The sequence below is a fragment of the Rhizobium lentis genome (assembly GCF_017352135.1).
Lineage (GTDB): Bacteria > Pseudomonadota > Alphaproteobacteria > Rhizobiales > Rhizobiaceae > Rhizobium > Rhizobium lentis.
This window is the reverse complement of sequence record NZ_CP071454.1, coordinates 1,423,504-1,443,281: the sequence shown is the minus strand read 5'-3', so window position 1 is coordinate 1,443,281 and position 19,778 is coordinate 1,423,504. Positions and strand designations below refer to the sequence as shown.

General features: G+C 61.5%; 23 protein-coding genes and 1 tRNA gene. 8 read left to right on the top strand and 16 right to left on the bottom strand.

All coding sequences use genetic code 11. The features are described from left to right. Window positions 1–6 precede the first annotated feature (6 nt). The 3 genes from lysA to argH form a co-directional block, all read right to left on the bottom strand. On the bottom strand, window positions 7–1,275 hold the full coding sequence (gene lysA / locus J0663_RS06915) for a diaminopimelate decarboxylase (protein WP_207243704.1): 1,269 nt from the start codon (window positions 1,273–1,275) through the stop codon (window positions 7–9). A gap of 11 nt (window positions 1,276–1,286) precedes the next feature. After that, window positions 1,287–1,481, bottom strand: a complete 195-nt coding sequence (gene lptM / locus J0663_RS06910) for an LPS translocon maturation chaperone LptM (RefSeq protein ID WP_064697554.1) — start codon at window positions 1,479–1,481, stop codon at window positions 1,287–1,289. Between the two features lie 150 nt (window positions 1,482–1,631). Then, a complete protein-coding gene (gene argH, locus J0663_RS06905) occupies window positions 1,632–3,035 on the bottom strand; it encodes an argininosuccinate lyase (RefSeq protein WP_207243703.1) in 1,404 nt (467 codons plus the stop codon). Window positions 3,036–3,061: 26 nt separating this feature from the next. On the opposite strand from argH, the gene tlpA reads away from it, so the two are divergent. After that, window positions 3,062–3,724 carry a thiol:disulfide interchange protein TlpA gene (tlpA, locus tag J0663_RS06900; RefSeq protein ID WP_207243702.1) on the top strand — a complete coding sequence of 221 codons (663 nt, stop codon included), beginning with the start codon at window positions 3,062–3,064 and terminating at the stop codon, window positions 3,722–3,724. 177 nt (window positions 3,725–3,901) lie between these two features. Here the strand turns inward: tlpA and J0663_RS06895 are convergent, their stop codons facing one another. The 7 genes from J0663_RS06895 to J0663_RS06865 form a co-directional block, all read right to left on the bottom strand. Continuing rightward, the gene (locus tag J0663_RS06895; protein WP_207243701.1) at window positions 3,902–4,783 is read right to left on the bottom strand and encodes a 3-hydroxybutyryl-CoA dehydrogenase; all 882 of its coding nucleotides are present in this window, start codon (window positions 4,781–4,783) and stop codon (window positions 3,902–3,904) included. A gap of 149 nt (window positions 4,784–4,932) precedes the next feature. Further along, window positions 4,933–5,862: an electron transfer flavoprotein subunit alpha/FixB family protein gene (locus tag J0663_RS06890; RefSeq protein WP_207243700.1), complete on the bottom strand. Its 930-nt coding sequence runs from the start codon at window positions 5,860–5,862 to the stop codon at window positions 4,933–4,935. 25 nt (window positions 5,863–5,887) lie between these two features. Then, window positions 5,888–6,637 carry an electron transfer flavoprotein subunit beta/FixA family protein gene (locus tag J0663_RS06885; RefSeq protein ID WP_207243699.1) on the bottom strand — a complete coding sequence of 250 codons (750 nt, stop codon included), beginning with the start codon at window positions 6,635–6,637 and terminating at the stop codon, window positions 5,888–5,890. Window positions 6,638–6,822: 185 nt separating this feature from the next. Continuing rightward, window positions 6,823–7,605: a rhomboid family intramembrane serine protease gene (locus J0663_RS06880; RefSeq protein WP_207243698.1), complete on the bottom strand. Its 783-nt coding sequence runs from the start codon at window positions 7,603–7,605 to the stop codon at window positions 6,823–6,825. A gap of 32 nt (window positions 7,606–7,637) precedes the next feature. Continuing rightward, window positions 7,638–8,216, bottom strand: a complete 579-nt coding sequence (locus J0663_RS06875) for a cob(I)yrinic acid a,c-diamide adenosyltransferase (RefSeq protein WP_207243697.1) — start codon at window positions 8,214–8,216, stop codon at window positions 7,638–7,640. Between the two features lie 406 nt (window positions 8,217–8,622). After that, window positions 8,623–8,826 (bottom strand): twin transmembrane helix small protein, encoded by a 204-nt coding sequence (locus J0663_RS06870; protein WP_207243696.1) that lies wholly within the window; start codon window positions 8,824–8,826, stop codon window positions 8,623–8,625. An 18-nt stretch (window positions 8,827–8,844) separates the two neighbouring features. Beyond that, window positions 8,845–9,678 carry an SDR family oxidoreductase gene (locus tag J0663_RS06865; RefSeq protein ID WP_207243695.1) on the bottom strand — a complete coding sequence of 278 codons (834 nt, stop codon included), beginning with the start codon at window positions 9,676–9,678 and terminating at the stop codon, window positions 8,845–8,847. A 76-nt stretch (window positions 9,679–9,754) separates the two neighbouring features. Here J0663_RS06865 and J0663_RS06860 point away from each other — a divergent pair, with 76 nt between their 5' ends. Continuing rightward, window positions 9,755–10,678, top strand: coding sequence for a YihY/virulence factor BrkB family protein (locus J0663_RS06860; protein ID WP_207243694.1), 924 nt, complete (start codon window positions 9,755–9,757; stop codon window positions 10,676–10,678). Here J0663_RS06860 and gluQRS read toward each other — a convergent pair. After that, complete coding sequence (gluQRS, locus tag J0663_RS06855) at window positions 10,643–11,524, bottom strand: tRNA glutamyl-Q(34) synthetase GluQRS (protein ID WP_207243693.1); 882 nt, start codon at window positions 11,522–11,524, stop codon at window positions 10,643–10,645. The two genes, J0663_RS06860 and gluQRS, sit on opposite strands and share 36 nt — an antisense overlap. On the opposite strand from gluQRS, the gene J0663_RS06850 reads away from it, so the two are divergent. Both J0663_RS06850 and J0663_RS06845 read left to right on the top strand, forming a co-directional pair. Beyond that, a complete protein-coding gene (locus J0663_RS06850; RefSeq protein WP_207243692.1) occupies window positions 11,523–12,215 on the top strand; it encodes a DNA-3-methyladenine glycosylase family protein in 693 nt (230 codons plus the stop codon). The genes gluQRS and J0663_RS06850 overlap by 2 nt on opposite strands. Before the next feature lie 111 nt (window positions 12,216–12,326). Further along, the gene (locus tag J0663_RS06845) at window positions 12,327–12,884 is read left to right on the top strand and encodes an HNH endonuclease (protein ID WP_207243691.1); all 558 of its coding nucleotides are present in this window, start codon (window positions 12,327–12,329) and stop codon (window positions 12,882–12,884) included. Between the two features lie 6 nt (window positions 12,885–12,890). Here the strand turns inward: J0663_RS06845 and J0663_RS06840 are convergent, their stop codons facing one another. Together J0663_RS06840 and J0663_RS06835 are read right to left on the bottom strand one after the other, a co-directional pair. Continuing rightward, entirely contained in the window at window positions 12,891–13,406 is a 516-nt protein-coding gene (locus tag J0663_RS06840) for a disulfide bond formation protein B (RefSeq protein ID WP_207243690.1), read from the bottom strand. 21 nt (window positions 13,407–13,427) lie between these two features. Beyond that, complete coding sequence (locus tag J0663_RS06835; RefSeq protein ID WP_207243689.1) at window positions 13,428–14,018, bottom strand: YqaA family protein; 591 nt, start codon at window positions 14,016–14,018, stop codon at window positions 13,428–13,430. 202 nt (window positions 14,019–14,220) lie between these two features. Here J0663_RS06835 and J0663_RS06830 point away from each other — a divergent pair, with 202 nt between their 5' ends. Next, window positions 14,221–14,466, top strand: a complete 246-nt coding sequence (locus J0663_RS06830) for a hypothetical protein (protein ID WP_375337172.1) — start codon at window positions 14,221–14,223, stop codon at window positions 14,464–14,466. Between the two features lie 53 nt (window positions 14,467–14,519). Here the strand turns inward: J0663_RS06830 and J0663_RS06825 are convergent, their stop codons facing one another. Further along, on the bottom strand, window positions 14,520–16,265 hold the full coding sequence (locus J0663_RS06825) for a cation:proton antiporter domain-containing protein (RefSeq protein ID WP_207243688.1): 1,746 nt from the start codon (window positions 16,263–16,265) through the stop codon (window positions 14,520–14,522). A gap of 212 nt (window positions 16,266–16,477) precedes the next feature. Between J0663_RS06825 and J0663_RS06820 the strand changes: the two genes are divergently transcribed. Together J0663_RS06820 and J0663_RS06815 are read left to right on the top strand one after the other, a co-directional pair. Then, a complete protein-coding gene (locus J0663_RS06820) occupies window positions 16,478–16,762 on the top strand; it encodes a hypothetical protein (RefSeq protein ID WP_207243687.1) in 285 nt (94 codons plus the stop codon). Between the two features lie 190 nt (window positions 16,763–16,952). After that, window positions 16,953–17,381: a hypothetical protein gene (locus J0663_RS06815; RefSeq protein ID WP_207243686.1), complete on the top strand. Its 429-nt coding sequence runs from the start codon at window positions 16,953–16,955 to the stop codon at window positions 17,379–17,381. Between the two features lie 125 nt (window positions 17,382–17,506). On the opposite strand, the gene J0663_RS06810 is transcribed toward J0663_RS06815, so the two are convergent. After that, window positions 17,507–17,591, bottom strand: a tRNA-Leu gene (locus J0663_RS06810). A 126-nt stretch (window positions 17,592–17,717) separates the two neighbouring features. Beyond that, window positions 17,718–19,013 carry an MFS transporter gene (locus J0663_RS06805; RefSeq protein WP_207243685.1) on the bottom strand — a complete coding sequence of 432 codons (1,296 nt, stop codon included), beginning with the start codon at window positions 19,011–19,013 and terminating at the stop codon, window positions 17,718–17,720. 125 nt (window positions 19,014–19,138) lie between these two features. On the opposite strand from J0663_RS06805, the gene J0663_RS06800 reads away from it, so the two are divergent. Beyond that, window positions 19,139–19,717 (top strand): TetR/AcrR family transcriptional regulator, encoded by a 579-nt coding sequence (locus J0663_RS06800; protein WP_207243684.1) that lies wholly within the window; start codon window positions 19,139–19,141, stop codon window positions 19,715–19,717. Window positions 19,718–19,778 lie beyond the last annotated feature (61 nt).

The following is a 19,778-nucleotide window of genomic DNA, read 5'->3' as shown; positions in this document are numbered from 1 at the left end:
AGGCGTTTAGTCGAGCCAAGCAGGAACCGAGTCGAGGCTGATCAGCTCGGCATAGGTCCTCCGCGGCCGAATCGCATGAAAATCGCTGCCCTTGACCAGAACTTCGGGCACCAGCAAGCGGCTGTTATAGGTGCCGGCCTGAACGGCACCATAGGCTCCCGCAGTGCTGACGGCCATCAGGTCGCCTGGCTTCGGCATCGCCATTTCGCGGTCGAGCGCCAGATAATCGCCGGTCTCGCAGACGGGACCGACCACGTCGGCGCGGATGCGCGGCGCGTTTGCTGCCGAAATCGTCACCGGACGGATCTCATGATAGGCCTCATAGAGCGTCGGGCGGATGAGGTCGTTCATCGCGCCGTCGACGATGACGAAGGTCTTCTCGCCGCCATCCTTCACATAGAGGACTTCGGTCACAAGGATGCCGGCATTGCCGACGATCAGGCGGCCGGGCTCGGTAATGATCTTGCAGTTCAGATCGCGCAGCTGGTGCTTGACGATTGCCGCATAGGCGTCCGGCAGCGGCGGCGGATTGTTGTCGTCCTTGTAGGGCACGCCGAGGCCCCCGCCGATATCGACGTGATGAATGGTGTGGCCGTCGGCGCGTAGCGTCGCGACGAGATCGCGCAGCAGCTTGAAGGCGTCGTCGAAGGGCTGCAGCTCGGTGATCTGACTGCCGATATGCATGTCGATGCCGCTGACCTCGATGCCGGGCAGCCTGGCGGCATGGGCGTAAATAGCGCGGGCCCGTTCCCAGGAAATACCGAACTTGTTTTCCTTCTTGCCGGTCGAGATCTTCGAATGCGTCCTGGCATCGACGTCGGGATTGATGCGGAAGGAGACCGGCGCTTTTTTACCGGCGCTGACGGCCCGCTGGTTGAGGATTTCGAGTTCGGGTTCGGATTCGACGTTGAAGCAGTAGATGCCGGCCTCGAGAGCGAAATCCATCTCGGATGGAGTCTTGCCGACGCCTGAAAACATGATGCGGCTCGCCGGAATGTCGGCCGCGAGCGCGCGGCGCAGCTCGCCTTCCGAGACGACGTCGATGCCGGCGCCGAGGCGGCCCAACGTCTTCAGCACCGCCTGGTTCGAATTCGCCTTCATCGCATAGCAGACCATCGAGTCCATACCGGCGAAAGCATCGGAGAAGACCCGGTAATGGCGCTCCAGCGTCGCGGTGGAATAGACATAGAAAGGCGTGCCGACCGCCTTGGCAATCTCCGGAACGGGGACATTTTCGGCATACAGGACGCCGTCGCGGTACTCGAAGTGGTTCACGGGCCTATGCCTTAAAGAAGAGGATCGAGGAGGAAGGGCTTGTCGACGGTCCCCGGCTGTTTCGTCGGCTTGGATACGTCGCCTTCCTTGGTTGCCGCGGCACTCGGCGGATCGAGATCACCTTTGCGACCACATCCGGCAACGGCAAGGCCGACGACGGCGAGAACCACCGTCAGGCGGATGAGATGCGGCAAGCTCTTCTGCATATATACCTCTTCTGCGGCATAAGGTGGACATCGTTCACATCGCACGACGGACATCTTCATAGCGAAGTTTATCCGCCTTGTGCACCCTGATTGTTGGACGTGTGCGCGCTTGCCGTAAGGGCGTGGCGGCTCTCCGCCTCGCCCGTTATCTCAGTTGCGGGCGCGCCAGAAGGCGATCTGCCGGCGCACTTCGGAGGGTGCCGTGCCGCCGAAGCTCTTGCGGCTGGCGACGGAGGCCTCGACGGTCAAGACGTCATAGACCTTGTCGGTGATCGCGGAATGGATCGCCTGCAGATCGGAGAGCGGCAGGTCGGCGAGGTCGCAGCCCTTGCTTTCGGCGAGCGCCACGGCTCGGCCGGTCACGTGATGGGCATCGCGAAAGGGCAGGCCCGCTTCGCGCACCAACCAGTCGGCAAGGTCGGTCGCCGTCGAGAAGCCGGAGCCGGCCGCCGCCTTCATGCGCTGGGTGTTGACCGTCATGTCGCGCACCATGCCGGTCATGGCAGCGATGGCCAGTTCCAGGCTCTCGGCCGCGTCGAAGACCTGTTCCTTGTCTTCCTGCATGTCCTTGGAATAGGCGAGCGGCAGGCCTTTCATGATCGTCAGCAGTGCAATCAGCGAACCGTTGATGCGGCCGGTCTTGGCGCGCACCAGCTCGGCCGCGTCGGGGTTCTTCTTCTGCGGCATGATCGAGGAGCCGGTCGAGAAGGCGTCGGACAGGCGCACAAAACCGAATTGCGGGGTCGACCAGATGACGATCTCTTCCGCCAGGCGCGACAGGTGCATGCCCGTTATCGCGGCGATCGACAGAAACTCGATGGCGAAGTCGCGGTCGGAGACCGTGTCGATGGAGTTGCGGGTCGGTTCGCGAAAGCCCAGCGCCTTGGCCGTCATGTGGCGGTCGATCGGATAGCCGGTGCCGGCAAGGGCGGCAGCGCCGATCGGGCTTTCGTCCAGATGCTCGATGGCGTGGCGCACGCGCGAGCGGTCGCGGCCGAACATTTCGACATAGGCCATGCAGTGATGGCCGAAGGTGACGGGCTGGGCGGTCTGCAGATGCGTGAAGCCGGGCATGACGCTTTCGGCATGCTCCTCGGCACGGTCGAGAAAGGCGGCGATCAGGCTGGTCAGCATGCGTTCGGTCTTCTCGAGCTCTTCCTTCACCCAGAGGCGGAAGTCGAGCGCCACCTGATCGTTGCGCGAGCGGGCGGTGTGCAGCCGGCCGGCCGCCGGTCCGATCAGCGTCGCCAGGCGCGCTTCAATGTTCATGTGGATGTCTTCGAGCCGGCGTGAGAATTCGAAATTGCCGCTTTCGATTTCTGACAGGATCGTGTTTAGCCCTTGAACGATCTTGTCCTTATCCTCGGCCGAAATGATCCCCTGATGGGCGAGCATCGTCGCATGGGCGACGGAGCCGCGGATATCCTGGGCGAATAGCTTCTTGTCGAAACCGATCGAGGCATTTATCTCCTCCATGATCGCGTCCGGGCCGGAGGCGAAGCGCCCGCCCCACATCTGGTTGGAGGATTTAGTATCCGTGTTGTTCTCGGCCATGGGAGATGCCCGTCCTGGAGAATGAAATGACGACGAAAAAACCTTTCGGCCTGCCGTCCGTAAAACTGATCGCAATCGCCGCCGTTGCGGGCGTTGTTGCCGGTGCGGCAGCGGTATACGTGAAGGAGACGGGGATTGGCAATGGCGTCGGTGATACCGCTTCGGCCGAGTGTCCACTGGCGAAAGAGCGCACAGCCAATCTGACGCCGCTGATGAAGGGGCAGGTCGCCGCGATGGTCGCCGCCAGCGAGCCGCGCCAGCTGACTACGGTTTCCTTCAACGGTCCCGACGGCAAGCCGACGACGCTCGATTATTTTGCCGGCAAGACGGTGCTTCTCAACCTCTGGGCCACCTGGTGTGTCCCCTGCCGCGAGGAGATGCCGGCCCTGAACGCGCTGGAAAAGGACATGGGAAGTGACAAGTTCCAGGTCGTGACGGTCAATATCGATACGGGTGACGACGAGAAGCCGAAGGCCTTCCTCAGCGAAATCGGCGTCGATGCGCTGCAGCTTTACCGCGACAATACGATCGGCGTATTCAATAGCCTGAAGAAGGAAGGCCTGGCCTTCGGCCTACCGGTGACGCTGCTGCTCGACGACAAGGGCTGCCTGATCTCCGCCATGAACGGTCCTGCTGCCTGGGACAGCGAAGATGCAAAGGCGCTGATCAAGGGGGCGATAGGGTCGTAGCGAGGTTGGTCAAGAGTCTCCATCTCCTCTTATGAGGAAGACGCCGGCAATTCCAATCAGGACGCAGCATTGCAGCAGAAACATCGGTGTTTCGGTCGACATGGCGTTTCCTCCCGTTCTCGAAGGAAAGCATTTCGCGGGCGCTGGGTCCACTCGCCCGTTGTAATGATAGTCTGCTTAGCGGGTCGGGACCGGCACGTCGCCGCGATAATCGTAGAAACCGCGGCCGGATTTGCGTCCGAGCCAGCCGGCTTCGACATATTTCACCAGCAGCGGGCAGGGGCGATATTTCGAATCCGCCAGGCCGTCATGCAGCACCTGCATGATCGATAAACAGGTGTCGAGCCCGATGAAATCGGCAAGCTGCAGCGGGCCCATCGGATGATTGGCGCCGAGCTTCATCGCGGTATCGATGGCGTCGACGGTGCCGACGCCCTCGTAGAGCGTATAGATGGCCTCATTGATCATCGGCAGCAGGATTCGGTTGACGATGAAGGCCGGGAAATCCTCGGCGACCGTGACGGTCTTCTCCAGCGAGCCGACGAATTCCTTGGCGGCGGTGAAGGTCTTCTCGTCTGTCGCGATGCCGCGCACCAGCTCGACCAGCTTCATCACCGGCACCGGATTCATGAAATGTATGCCCATGAAGCGTTCGGCGCGGTCGGTGGCGGCAGCAAGCCGAGTGATGGAAAGCGACGAAGTGTTGGTGGCAAGCAGCGCTTCCGGCTTCATCACCGGGCAAACCTGGCTGTAAATCTTGCGCTTGACGCTTTCGTCTTCGGTGGCGGCCTCGATGACGAGATCGGATGGTGCGAGATCGTTGATATCGGCGGAGCCTGATATGCGCGACAGGGTCGATTTCCGTTCCTCATCGGTCATCTTGCCGTTCGTCACCAGGCGGGCGAGATTGCCGTTGATGGTGGCGAGGCCGGATTCGATGCGGTCCTGCGAGAGATCGTAGATGTGAACCCGGTAACCTGCGGCGGCCGAAACATGCGCGATGCCACAGCCCATCTGGCCGGCACCGATAATACCAATATTCTTCAACACCGCACTCATCTCCAAACCCCCGTGCGGCATTCGCCCCCGCGTTGCCGCATTATTTTAGCAATACTGCCGGACGACGGATCGTCCGGCAGTAAGTAGTAGACCGATAAGAGACAATTTTCCAGTCATTCGCAAGTGCGAAAGAAAGGCATTTGCCTCGCTCAGAGCGCCTTTTCGAGTTCCGGCAGGACCTCGAAGAGATCGGCGACGAGGCCGTAGTCGGCGACCTGGAAGATCGGCGCCTCCTCGTCCTTGTTGATGGCGACGATCACCTTCGAGTCCTTCATGCCGGCCAGATGCTGGATCGCCCCGGAGATGCCGGCGGCGATATAGAGATCGGGCGCCACCACCTTGCCGGTCTGGCCGACCTGCCAGTCGTTCGGCGCATAACCGGCATCGACGGCAGCGCGGCTGGCGCCGACGGCCGCCCCGAGCTTGTCGGCGACCGGCAGGATCACTTCCTTGAACTTCTCGGAGGAGCCGAGCGCCCGGCCGCCGGAGATGATGATCTTCGCCGAGGTCAGCTCCGGACGTTCCGAGGCCGACAGCGCATCGGAGACGAAACGCGACAGACCCGGATCGGACACCGCCGGGATCGCCTCGACGGCGGCAGAACCGCCTGCGGGCGCGGAGGCGAAGGAAGCGGTGCGCACGGTGATGACCTTCTTGGCATCGCTTGCCTGCACCGTCTGAATGGCATTGCCGGCATAGATCGGCCGCTTGAAGGTGTCGGAGGAAACGACCTCAATGATCTCCGAGACCTGGGCAACATTGAGAAGGGCTGCCACCCGCGGCAGCACGGTCTTGCCGACCGAGGTCGCGGCCGAGACGATCGTGTCATAGGAGCCGGCGAGCGAGACGATCAGGTCGGCGAGCGGTTCGGCCAGATTGTTGGCAAGCGCGTCGCTTTCGGCAAGCAGCACCTTCGAGACGCCGGAAAGCTTGGCGGCCGCATCGGCCGCAGCCCTGGCGCCCTTGCCGGCGACGAGAATGTGAATGTCGCCGCCGATCTGCGTTGCGGCGGTCAGCGCCTTGGTGGTCTGGTCGGAGAGGCTCGAATTGTCGTGATCGGCCAGAAGAAGAATGGTCATGATGGTTGCTCCTGTTCTTGCCCGATTACAGCACGCCGGCTTCGTTCTTCAGCTTGTCGACCAGCTCAGCGACCGACTTGACCTTGACGCCGGCCTTGCGGCCGGACGGTTCCTCGGTCTTCAGCACCTTCAGCCGCGGCGTCGTGTCGACGCCGAAATCGGCCGGAACCTTCTTCTCCAGCGGCTTCTTCTTCGCCTTCATGATGTTCGGCAGCGAGGCGTAACGCGGCTCGTTCAAGCGCAGATCGGTGGTCACCACCGCCGGCAGCTTGATCTCGATCGTCTGCAGGCCGCCGTCGACCTCGCGGGTGACGGTCGCCTTGCCGTCGCCGATCTCGATCTTCGAGGCGAAGGTCGCCTGGGGCATGCCGAGCAGCGCCGCCAGCATCTGGCCGGTCTGGTTGGAATCGTCGTCGATCGCCTGCTTGCCGGTGATGACAAGCCCCGGCTGTTCGGCTTCGGCGATCCCTTTCAGGATCTTGGCGACGGCGAGCGGTTCGACGGCATCGTCGGTCTCGACCAGGATCGCCCGGTCGGCGCCCATGGCAAGTGCCGTCCGCAGCGTCTCCTCGGCCTTGGCAGGACCGATCGAGACTACCACCACTTCCTCAGCCTTGCCGGCTTCCTTCAATCTCAGCGCCTCTTCCACCGAGATCTCGTCGAACGGGTTCATCGACATCTTCACATTGGCAAGCTCGACACCCGTGCCATCCGGCTTCACACGGATCTTCACGTTGTAGTCGACAACCCGCTTGACGGGCACGAGAATCTTCATGGGGGCCTTCCTTCAAGAGAAACTGGTTTCGCGAGGTTTTTAGGAAAATGCGCGCTCGAGCGCCGCTTCGATTGTCGAATGGCGACATGGATACGCGTTTTTCCTCCAATTACAACGCTCGCATACGCCGACAGGGATTTTGCTCCGGCAATATATGGACGTTTACGTACACGTCAATATATCTGTTAGCGGCGACCTCGGCCCCAGGGAAGACGCTGCACGGTGCGCCCGTCCATACCGGCGGCAGCGGCGCCGGAGTCGTCCCTTACGGCGCGGGGCGTTACGATTTGCCGGTCGAAGAGCGGCACGCCGGGACGGCGCAAAACGAGGATCAGAGCGGCACCTGCAAGGATGCCGCCGACATGGGCGCCCCAGGAAACGTCGCCATCCGGCGCAATCGCCAGCATGAAGAACTGTTGTCCGATCCACAAAAGCAGCGGCACGAAGGCCGGCAGCGGCAAGGGCACACGAAAAAATACGAGCACCCAGACCCTGACACGTGGATGCAGCATGACATAGGCGGCAACGACGCCTGAGATCGCTCCGGAGGCGCCGACCAGCGGCGCTTCGGACGTCGTCGTCAAAAAACCGTGGCAAAGGGCGCCGGCAGCCGCGCAAAGGAGGTAGAAAAGCAGGAAGCGCATGTGCCCCAGGGCATCCTCGACATTGTCGCCGAAGACCCAGAGGAAGACCATGTTGGACGCCAAATGCCAAAAGCCCATATGGACGAAGGCATAGGTGAGATAGGTCAGCGGTTCCGGCACGATTTCCAGTCCCTCTGCCAATTGCGCATGCCCGAAGGCAATCGCCGGGATATAGCCGAGGCCGACAGTCGTCGCCTGTGCCGCCAGTTCGCTCTCCAGAGTGGTGAAGAGCCAGACGGCGACATTCAGCGCGATCAAGGCCAGGGTCACCCACTGAACCTTGATATGCTTCAGCGTATTGGCATCGTGAAGTGGTATGAACATAAGGTCCCCGGGCGATCGTGATCGCGGCAAACCTATCTGTTTTTTCCCGGAACCCAAAGCACATCCGCACGACCCCGGTCATTTGCATGACGGGCAGCGACGAAGAGAAAATCCGAGAGCCGATTGATATATTTCAGCGCCGGCTCGCCGACGATTTCACCGTCTCTGCGTGCAAGCGTCACCATCAGCCGCTCGGCCCGGCGCGCGATCGTGCGGGCCAGATGCAGATGTGCGGCAGCCGGGCTGCCGCCCGGCAGGATGAAGGATTTCAGTGGATCCAACTCGGCGTTCAGCCGATCGATATCGCGCTCGATCCGCCCGAGCTGCGTCTCGACGATCCGCAGGGGCTCATAGGCAGGGGGCTCGCCGGATTCGGGTGTGGCAAGATCAGCGCCGAGGTCGAAGAGATCGTTCTGGATCGACATCAGCATCGCATCGAGTTCGGGTAGGCCTGATGTGTGCAGCCGCGCCACGCCGATTGCGGAATTGGCCTCGTCGATCGTGCCGTAGGCCTCCACGCGCAGATCGTCCTTCCTCCGGCGCCGGCCGGAAGCCAGCCCGGTCGTGCCGTCGTCGCCCGTCTTCGTGTAGATCTTGTTGAGTTTCACCATGCCGCACCGCCTGTCGATGGGAGGGCGTTCGCGCCGTGGGAGATTGCCGACAGCAGCCCCTCATCCGCCTGCCGGCAGCGACCGGGGTCGAGCCACGTGTCTCGACCCGTCCTTCGGACCCCCGTAAACGGGGCGAAGGGATATGCCGCGCCCTCTCCAGTCCCACTGCGCTCTCGCAGGGCACGTCCCCTCTCCCCGCGAGCGGGGAGAGGGTTAGGGGCAACTATGGGCATGGATCCTCGGGTCAAGCCCGAGGATGACGGAGAGTGGGGTTGGCCTTCTCGGCAAACTCTCCCCGGCATACTGACGCACACCGCGTCGGGGTGCTTCCTCAAGCCGGCACTCACCTCTCCGCGGTCATTTCTGTCCGCACCCGTCATCAAAAATGCCCGCTCCATTAGTCACCTCAACTCGGCCGTCCGCCGCCGGTCAGCCAGAGCGTCAGCATGATCAGGACAACGGCGATTGCCTGCAGCAAGACACGAAGCTGCATCAGCTTGTTGGAAAGATTGGCATCGCCGCCCTTCATCATGTTGAAGAGGCCGCGGATCAGGACGAGGGCAACGACGCCCATGACGATGATCGCAAGGATATAGGTGGCCGCAGACATGGCATTCAACTTTCTCGGTCAATCGGTCCAGCGCATCAGATTGTAGAAGAGGTCCGCCGGAAGCAGCCGCTTCAGGAGCATGCCCTGTTTAGCCGGAGTCGTTACAGGATAATGTGGCCTGGGTCTTTTCGAGTTCAACGCATGTTTCAATACCGAATAGACCGCGTCCGGGCCAAGTCTATGGCGGTTGACCGGCCCCAAGCCCTCAAGTCTCGCCAACTGCCTGACATAATCGGCTGCGTGCGGCGAATTCTCGAGATCGATATTCTCCTTGATCTTGGCAAGCGCGTTGGCGGTGAAGCGCGTCGCGATCGGTCCCGGCTCGATCAGGCTCACATGGATGCCGCTGCCATGGAGCTCCATGCGCAGGGTGACACTGAGGCCTTCCAGCGCAAATTTGGAGGCTGTATAGGCGCCGCGGTAGCGGTAGGGGACGAGGCCGAGAATGGAGGAGCACTGGACGATTCGTCCGTGACCATGTTTGCGCATCGAAGGAATGACTTGCCGCGTCAGTTCGTGCCAGCCGAAGAAGTTCGCCTCGAACTGGGCGCGCAACGCCGCCGTCGAGAGATCCTCGACAGCGCCCGGCTGACCATAGGCGCCGTTGTTGAAGAGCGCGTCGATGTGGCCGCCGCTGCGGTCGAGCACGGTGCCGACCAGGGCGGAAATCGTCTCGGTCCTGGCATAGTCCATCAGGAAGGCTTCGATTCCGTCGGCTTCCAGGTCTGCGAGATCCTGCGTCTTGCGCACCGTCGCAAACACGCGCCAGCCATCGGCTTTCAGCGCCCGGGCGCAATGAGCGCCGATTCCGGACGAACATCCAGTCACGACGATGGTGCGCTCTCCCGCCATGGATTGATTCCTGTACAAAATGGGACTCGTTTCCCATATTCGGCCAGAGGATACAATCTGGAACGCCGGGGACGGAATGCCGAAGACACTGCGCACGATTTACGACGTGGTCTATGACGCGATCTGTCACATGGTCGAGGATGACGGATTTGCGATGGCGAGCCACGTGGCGCTGTCGAGCCTGCTTGCGGTTTTCCCGTTTCTGATCTTTGGCACGGCGCTTGCGAGCTTCCTCGGCGCCGATCAGTTTTCTTCCACCGCCATCCATCTGATCTTCGACACCTGGCCGGAAGCGATCGCCAAGCCTTTGGCTGACCAGGTATTGCAGGTTCTGACCATTCAGCGCGGCGGGCTGCTGACGATCTCTGTGCTGGCGGCCGCTTATTTCGCCTCGAACGGCGTCGAGGCGCTGCGCATCTCGCTCAACCGTGCCTATCGGGTGCAGGAGACGCGGCCGTGGTATTTCACCCGCCTGGCCAGCCTCGGTTACGTGCTGATTGCGGTCATCATATTCGCCGCGATCAGCATCCTGCTCGTTGCCGTGCCGTTGGCTCTCGACTATGCGCGCCGCTGGCTTCCGCTGTTTGCCGATACGCTCGACATTGTCTTCAGCTGGCGCATTTACGGCACGCTTGTCGTGCTCACCGCCGGGCTGCTGGTCATGCATCTCTGGCTGCCGGCCGGCAAGCGGCGGGTCTTCGACGTAATTCCCGGCGTGCTGCTGACGCTGCTTCTCTGGCTCGCCGGCGCATTGATCTTTGCCTATTATCTCGCGACCTTCGCCAATTATACGGCAACCTATGCCGGTCTCGCTTCTGTCATGATCGTGTTGATCTTCCTCTACATGGTCGGCGTGATCTTCATCATCGGCGCGGAGATCAACGCCGCGCTGATCAAATTCCGCGTCTTTCGGATGTTCTCGCATACGCTTTCGATCGTCGGCAGAGAGCGTGTCGAACGGCGATCAAAGCCCGACAAGGCGGCGAATGTCGGCCCCTGACATGCCCCGGGCACGCAATTCGGCAAGCCCGCTGTCTCCTTCGCTTTTCGAAAGCTTGCGGCCGTCCGCGTCGAGAATGAGACGATGGTGGTGATAAAGGGGCTGCGGCAGGCCGAGCAGCACCTGCAGCAGCCGGTGCACCGAGGTCGCATGGAAGAGATCGAGCCCGCGCACGACGCGGGTGATGCCCTGCAGCGCATCGTCGACAACCACGGAAAGATGATAGCTCGACGGGGCGTCGGAGCGCGACAGGATGACATCGCCCCAGACGCCGGGCTCGGCGGCGATCTCGCCTGTCCTGCCGTCGCCGGTTTCCGTCCAGAACAGCAGTTCGCCGATCAGGTCGAGCGCCTTTCTCATATCGAGCCGCCAGGCATGTTTTTTCCCGGAGGAAAGGATTTCCCGCCATTCGGCCTCAGGCCGCTCGCGATCAATCGGCGGGTAATGCGGCGTGCCGTCGGGATCGCGCGGCCAGGATCGGCCCGTTGCCTCGTAGGCGGAGACACGCGCCTTCACCTCGCCGCGCGTCAGGAAGGCCGGGTAGACCAGGCCACGCTCGATCAGCGCGTGCAGCGCCGCCTGATACTCCGGAAAATGTTCCGACTGGCGTCGGACCGGGCTTTCCCAATCGATCTCAAGCCAGTCGAGGTCCCTCAGGATGCCGGCCTCGAATTCGGGGGTGCAGCGCGTCTGGTCGATATCCTCGATGCGCAGCAGCAGGCGACCATTCCAGGTCTCGGCCATGTCGCGGTTCAAAAAGGCCGAAAGCGCATGGCCGAGATGCAGCGATCCGTTAGGACTCGGCGCAAAACGAAAGACAGGTTTTTGACGCTCGCTCGTGGTCATGCTTTCTTCTGCCACGGATTTGGGTTCCGGACCACTGGGAGGACGCGTGCAGATCATCCGCAGCGACGATGACGTGAGGCTGGGGCTGGACGCGCTGCTTGTCCTCGATCCCCGCCTTGCGCCGATCGCAGCCGATGCAGGGCCCATTCCGCTGCGGCTACGCGAACCGGGTTTTGCCGGCCTTGCCCATATCATCGTCTCGCAGATGGTCTCGCGCGCTAGCGCCGAGGCGATATGGCGGCGCATGCTGCCGGCCGACGGTCCGCTGACGGCTGAAGGTTACGTGCGTCTTGCGCCCGAGGTGTGGCGGGAATTCGGCCTGTCGCGCGCCAAGGCCGATACGCTGTCGCGTATTGCCGAGGCGGTTGCCTCCGGCCGTCTCGATCTTTCCGGACTTTGCCTGAAGCCGCCGGACGAAGCGCTTGGTGAACTGACGGCGCTGAAGGGCATCGGCCCGTGGACGGCGGAGGTCTATCTGATGTTCTGCGGCGGCCATGCCGACGTCTTTCCGGCCGGCGACGTCGCGTTGCAGAATGCCGTCGGCGCCGCGCTTGGACTTGCGGCGCGGCCGCAAGCAAAGGCGCTTGCCAAGCTTTCGCAGGTCTGGTCGCCATGGCGCTCGGTGGCCGCCCGGCTTTTCTGGGCCTATTACGCCACGAAAATGCGACGGGACATGGTGCCGATCGGCTGATCGGCAACACTCTTTAAATTGCCTTTATCCTCTGAATTTATTGGACTTCACAATCCTGTAACAACCGGCCTAATATACAGGTGCAGATGCCGAATCGATCAGGAGAGTCCCTTGACGATTGCAGTCTCCCCGCAGGCCCTGCCGGCGCTCGTCCTGAACGCTGACTACCGGCCGCTGAGTTATTACCCCTTGTCGCTGTGGTCCTGGCAGGACGCGATCAAGGCGGTATTTCTCGACCGTGTGAACATTATTGCGGAATATGAACATTCGGTTTCCTCGCCGAGTTTCTCGATGCGGCTTCCGAGTGTCGTGTGCCTGAAGACTTACGTTCAGCCATCACGCAATCCGGCCTTCACCCGGTTCAACGTCTTCCTGCGCGACCGGTTCGAGTGCCAGTATTGCGGCTCCCATGACGACCTGACCTTCGACCACGTCATCCCCCGCGCTCATGGCGGTGAGACGACCTGGGACAATGTCGTGGCGGCCTGCTCGCCCTGCAACCTTCGCAAGGGCAGTAAGCTTCCGAAGCAGGCGGGCATGTTTCCGGCTCAAAAGCCCTACCAGCCGACGGTGCAGGATCTGCACAATAATGGCCGGCTGTTTCCGCCCAACTATCTGCATGAAAGCTGGCTCGACTATCTCTACTGGGATACCGAGCTGCAGCCCTGACAGCCCTTACGCAGATTTGCGGACGCCGATGAAGGCGAAAGCTGCGAGCAGAATGCCTGCGATTACGTTCCAGCCTGCAAAAGACAGGCCAAGCACTCTCAGCGCCGCATCGGTGCAGGATGGACCTTTGATCGTGTTGAGCTCGGTGAGCAGATCGCCGGCATTGCTGGTCATGCTGTTTGCCGTCGTCGAGCAGGTCGCAGGTCCCGCCCAAAAATGCCATTCGACGCCGGCGTGATACACGCCCATCCCTGCCGTCACCAGCATCAGGATGCCGGCAGCGAGAATGAGCGCCCGGGTGATCCAGTTCGGCAAGCCGACAAGCGAGGAAACCGCGCCGATAATGGCGATCGGGACGGCATAATAATAGGGCTGGCGCTGCAACAGGCAGAGCGCACAGGGAATATAGCCGCCAACATATTGGAAGCCGAGCGCCGTTCCGACTGCCGCCGCCATGCCGATAGCGAGCAACAGGGAATAGATGAAGCCGGGGCGGGCGAGCGGCGAGGAAGTGGCAGTCATGGCGGAACTCCGCGAGGTGGTCTAGTGTGCGAAAGAGCGGTAGCCGACGTATAGCACGATCACGGTACCGGCACCGATGCCGACGATCTGGCCGAGGCGCTTTTCGATGAAATCCCGGATCGGCTCGCCATAGCGGCGCAGCAGCCAGGCGAGGAACAGGAAACGCGCTCCGCGTGCAACGATCGCCGAAACAATGAAGAGCCCCAGATTGACGTGAATGACGCCGGACAGGATGGTCACGATCTTGATCGGCGGCAGATGTGCGAGACCTGATGTGACGAGCAGCAGCAGGATCGTCTCGTAGGTGACATAGGCCTTCATCTGTTCGAAGGCATCGAGCTTGCCGTAGAATTCCAAAACCGGCCGCGCCACCGTCTCATAAGCGTAAAAGCCCAGCGCCCAGCCGGCAATGCCGCCGAGCACGGAGGCAACGGTTGCAACCAGCGCATAACGATAGGAGCGCTCCGGCTTGGCCAGTGCCATCGGCAGGAAAAGCACGTCGGCGGGAACGAGAAAGACGGAGCTTTCGACGAAGGCGATGACGGCGAGCCAGACTTCCGCCGATTTGCGCGAGGCCAGAGACATGGTCCAGTCGTATAATCTGCGGAGCATTCTGTTCCCTTCCTGTTGCGGTGCAAAAAGCTTTAGGGGCCGTGTGCGGCGCTGTAAATGCTTGCCCGTGTCCTTCGCGCCACCACGGCTTAAAAAATTTCGTGATCCAGGGCATTCCACCCGTCCCAAGATTTCATGGGATTACGAATCGGCCATTGTGAGGCAGGTTATTTTTGTGGGCATGCATGGGTGGCGTGAGACGATGTTCAAGGTGATCGAGGGCGGCCGCGGGCCGAGCCGAGACGATGTACGCCGGGAAGCGGCGCGACGACTCGACGCGAGCGGCTATCATCTGTCCCGGGTCCGGGAATTTGCGACCGGCGCGCCGATGCCGGCATCGCTCAGATATTTGTCGCTGCAGATCAATTTCGTCGCCGAAACGCTCTCGAAGCTCGACCCTATCCCTTTGGATTTTTGCTCCGACGCCTACTGGCCTGCCTTCGCTTGAGACGGCCACGGCAGCACGATCGTGGGCTGCTTTCTATGGAGCCCATAACGCCCTCAGGACAGATCCATCGACTTTTCCCATTGCTGACGCAAGACGTTCATTTCCGTGCGTTTTTGCGCCATTTCGCTGACGATGGCGCGCAAGTTGGGGTGATGCGACATGAACATATTGAAGTCGCGGCGCTCGAGCACTTCGAACTGGCAGAAATCGACGGCAATGACGTCGGCGGTCCGGCGTCCACCGCTCAGCAGCGCCATCTCCCCGAAAAAGGCGCCCGGTTCCAGGCGGATGGCGCCGCTGGCGAGCCTCACTTCCACGGCCCCCGAGGAGATGAAATACATGCTGTCGCCGCGGTCGCCGCGGCGGATCACCCGTTCGCCCGGAGGGGCCGACTTTGCCTTGAAGAGCAGCAGCAGTTCCTCCTGCGCGTCCTCGCCGACCTGGGAGAACAGGGGGAAGGTTTCGATCAGCTGCTGCATCTTCAGCTGATGCTGGCGTTCGCGTTCCTCGCCGAGCGCCTTGATCTTCTCCAGTTCTTTGCCGAGCGTTATCTGCCTCTTTCTGCCGAAGCTTTCAAAGAGGGAGGGCCACTGCGCATGGATATAGTTCTTCAGGCCCTCGCTTGCGACGATTACGACCGGGTTGAGTGTGATCGACAGGATCGCGGCGGCCAGGATCAGATCCTGGCCTTCATGCGGCAGAAGCCCGAGCGAGACCCCGAGCCCGGCTAGGATGAAGGAAAATTCGCCGATCTGGGCAAGGCCGCCGGCCAAGGTCAGCCCCATGCCGATCGGATATCGCAGCAGCATGACGATGGCGAAGGTGATAACGGCCTTGCCGAGAATGATGAGCGCCAGGGCGCCGATCACCGCCAGCGGCTGGCGCACCAGGATCGAGGGGTCGAAGAGCATGCCGACCGAGACGAAGAACAGCACGGAAAAGGCATTCTGCAATGGCAGCGAATCGGCCGCCGCTCTGTGGCTGAGCTGGGATTCGCTCATGACGACACCGGCGAAAAAGGCGCCGAGCGCGAAGGAGACGCCGAAAATCGCTGCCGAGCCGAAGGCGATGCCGAGCGCGATCGCCAGCACCGTCAGTGTGAAGAGTTCACGCGAGCCCGTTCGGGCGATCATCGTCAGCAGCCAGGGCACGATACGGGGGCCGAGGAAGATCGCCATGGCGGCGAAAGCCAGCACCTTGAACAAGGTCAGTCCGATCGTCAGCGCCAGCGGCAGTTCACCGAGGCCGTGATTGGTGTCGACGGCGTGGCCGCCGAGAAGCTCTGCCAGCGCCGGCAGCAGCACCAGCGCCAGCACCATCACCAGATCCTCGACGATCAGCCAGCCGACGGCGACGCGACCGCTTGGCGCATTGACGAGATTACGTTCCTCCAGCGCCTTCAGGAGCACGACCGTACTCGCCACCGAGAGGCTGAGCCCGAACACGATACCGGCGCCGAGGCTCCAGCCCCAGAGCATGCAGAGGCCAATGCCCAGCAGAGTGGCAAGGACAATTCGGCCGATGGCGCCCGGCACGGCGATCCCGCGCACGGCGAGCAGGTCGGAAGCGGAAAAATGCAGGCCGACGCCGAACATCAGCAGGATGACGCCCATTTCGGCGAGCTGACTGGCAAGGGCGGTATCGGCGACGAAGCCCGGGGTGAACGGCCCCATCAGGATGCCGGCCATCAGGTAGCCGACGAGCGGCGGCAGCCGGAGCCTGTCGGCGCCATAACCGAGGACCGCCGCGAAAACGAAACTGACGGCGACCGTCGCTATGAGTCCTACTTCCTGATGCACGTCTGCCCTCGTCTTATGGTAACGGCCGTCACCTTGGACGAAGCGCAAGCAAAATTAAATAGTTGATTTGCGTTTTGCACCCGCCGTTGGGGGCTTTATTCGGCCGAAATAATAGGGCCTACGATCGCTCACGGCGTGAACGAGCGGTTGCTGGTACTGGAACCACTTGCATCTTGGGTCGTTGCCTTTTCGTCAAGAGAAGGAGAAAGGATATGCGGAAGATCATCCTGAACTGTTCTGTGGCGGCCCTTGCCGCCTGCTCTTTTGCAGCGCCGGTGCTTGCCGACAGTGTCTATGTCAGGGAGCGTTCCTATGACGACGATTATCGCCAGGAGCGGATACGGCCCGGCATCACCATCAGTGAGCGCGGCGTCACTTTCGGTGCTGTGCGTGAACGTGAGCACCGCCGCTATCGACACGATGACTGCGAAACCAGGAGCGTCACCCGCCAGACCGATGAAGGCGAGGTGACCAGGACGGTCAGGCGCTGCTATTGATGAAAACCGCGACAACAAAGCCCGGCTCCCGCAGGCCGGGTTTCGCCAGATGATCACGCGAGATCATTGGGAGTGTCCAGGCCGATCAACTTGCTCGGAAGCCCCAGCCTACCCCTTTGGGCGATATTGACTCCCACCTGCATCCTGGCAACCTGCACCAATACGTTGGAGCCAGGGGGAGGTTCTTGTCTTGGATGCATCATACCCTGGGTGTGAAGCAAGCGTTCACGATATTCTCGAGCTGGCATCGCATTACCGAACCGCCGCGATTTTGCTTGGGGAGTGCTCTCGGAGCACACCGCTGTCGCATACTCCGCGCCGGTTTCTGGCCCTCCACTCGATCGAGCTTCATCTGAATGCGTTTCTGCTCGCCAAAGGGCATGAACCCAAGAAGATTCGCGGCCTTCAACATGACATTGGCGAGGGATCGCAATGGGCGAAGGATGCCGGCTTAATTTTGCGAAAGCGAACGGAGGCACACTTGGCGACGCTCAAAAGGGAATATCTGGTCACAAGATACGATCCGGCGGCCCCGCTGTCGCCGGAGAACCAGGTAATGGCAACGCTCGAAGAGCTGTCGCAGAAGGTGAGGAAGGCCATTGATGGTTCGCTGTATTGAGCGCCGCCATCGATACCGTTTTTAAGCCGCCCGCTACCAACGATTAGCCTCACCTTGGCGCTGATCGACCATTAGAGCCATTCGTGGCCGAAAAATCCCAATGAATTTAATAGCGATTTGGGAGGTGGTGCCCCATGCCGGGGTCGAACCAGCACTTCTTTCGAAACTCGATTTTGAGTCGAGCGCGTCTACCAATTCCGCCAATGGGGCAACGGATACGGACGGGCGGCTGTCTAACATGCGAGCGCCTGGGCGCGCAAGACGGGCTGGCGAAGTTATCGCCGTGAAGCGCTGCGAGGGATCCGGCCTCGTTTCGAGGCCGGATCCTATTTCGTCTCAGTGGGCGGCGGCAGGTACTGCGTTGGTCAGGGCGGACTTCTTCAGCGTGATTGCCAGGATCGAAGCCAGCAGGCAGAAGGCGCCGGCGACGAAGAAGGCGGGTAGATAGCTCGACAGTTCTGTGCGCGACAGGCCGGCGCCATAGGCGGCGGTGGCGGCGCCGAGCTGATGGCCGGCAAAGACCCAGCCGAACACGAGGCCGACCTTCTCCCGGCCGAAGCGATCGGCGGCGATCTTGACGGTCGGCGGCACGGTGGCGATCCAGTCAAGACCATAGAAGATGGCGAAGATGGAGAGGCCGTAGAAGCTGAAATCGCTGAAGGGCAGATAGAGCAGCGACAGGCCGCGCAGGCCGTAATACCAAAACAGCAGCCAGCGATTGTCGAACCGGTCGGAGAGCCAGCCGGAGCCGATCGTGCCGAAGAAGTCGAAGATGCCCATGACGGCAAGCACGCTGGCGGCGGCCACGGGCACGATGCCGAAATCACCGCAGAGGGTGACGAAATGGGTCTGGATCAGGCCGTTGGTGCTGAGACCGCAGATGAAAAAGGTAGCGAACAGGATCCAGAAGGTCGAGGTTGCGGAGATTTCGCGCAGAATGGTGATCGGCGTCATCAGCGCTGCGCCGAGCGTAGTGCGGGCCGGCGCAGGCGCGATATGGGCTTCTCCCAGCGACGGCAGGTTCACGTCCGAAGGGCGGTCACGCATGAAGAGAAGGACGAGAAAGGCGGCAGCCATGATCATGGCGCAGACGAAGAAGACGGTGGCACGCCAGCCATAACGCTCGGTGAGTTGCGCCATCAGCGGCAGGAAGACGAGCTGACCGGTTGCCGAGCTTGCGGAGAGCATGCCGACGACTAGACCGCGATGCTTGACGAACCAACGCGTCGAAACCGTTGCCGCCAGCACCATGGCCGTCAGGCCGGTTCCGAAGCCGACGACGATGCCCCACAGCGCCAGCAGATGCCAAAGCTTGGTCATGAACAACGACCCGATGAAGCCGGAGCCGATCAGCGCCAGTGCAAAGACAATGACCTTTCGCACCCCGAAATAATTCATGAAGGCGGCGGCGAACGGTCCCATGAAACCGAAAAGGATCAGGCGGATCGCCAGCGCAGAGGAAATCTGCGAGGTCTCCCAGCCGAACTCGTCCTGGAGCGGCTTGATGAGCACGCCGGGCGCGCCCATGGCGCCTGCCGTGACCAGCATGGTCAGGAAGGTCGCGGCAACGACCACCCAACCATAATGGATGTTGCGCCGGGCAAGGGAGGAGGCAAGGACTGTGGAAATCATGGGAGAGTCCGTCGGAAGTGAGGTTGGGAGGGTCGTGGACCGATTTACATGATGGTCATCATATTTCTTGCTTATTGATGATGGACATCATATATTTTGTCAAGCGACTATTTCTGGAGACGACGATGCGGGTCAGCCGCGAGAAATTTGCTGAAAACCGCGAGAGGATCCTCAGCGTTGCCGGCGTGCTCTTTCGCGAGAACGGTTTCGATGGCGTCGGCGTCGCCGATATCATGAAGGCGGCGGGGCTGACACATGGTGGCTTCTACGGCCACTTCAGTTCGAAGGACGAGCTGGCGCTCGAGGTCAGCCGCAAGCTGATCGGCAAGGTCGAGAGACGCTGGAAGGAGCATATTGCCGAGGCTCCGGAGCGGCCGCTGCAGGCGCTTCTCGATCATTATATCCACTGGCGTACGGTCGACGATCCCGGCGGCAGTTGCGTCTTTGCGACGCTGATTCAGGAGGTGAGCCGCAGCCACGGCGCCGTCCGGGCAGTTTTCAGCGACGGATTGTCGGTGCTGGTGGACACGCTCGCCGATATCGTTCCGGGCGAGACGGACGAGGAGCGCCGAGCCAATGCCGCCACCACGCTCTCCTCGATGATGGGGGCGGTCATTCTTGCGCGCGCGGTCGAGGACAGGGCGCTTGCCGAGCAATTTCTGGTGACGATGCGCCGACAGCTCGATCCCGACAACCGGAAATAGTCTCAATCGCGGAAGGCGATGAGGGCATCCCATCGAAGGGGGGGAACGAGAATTTGTGCTG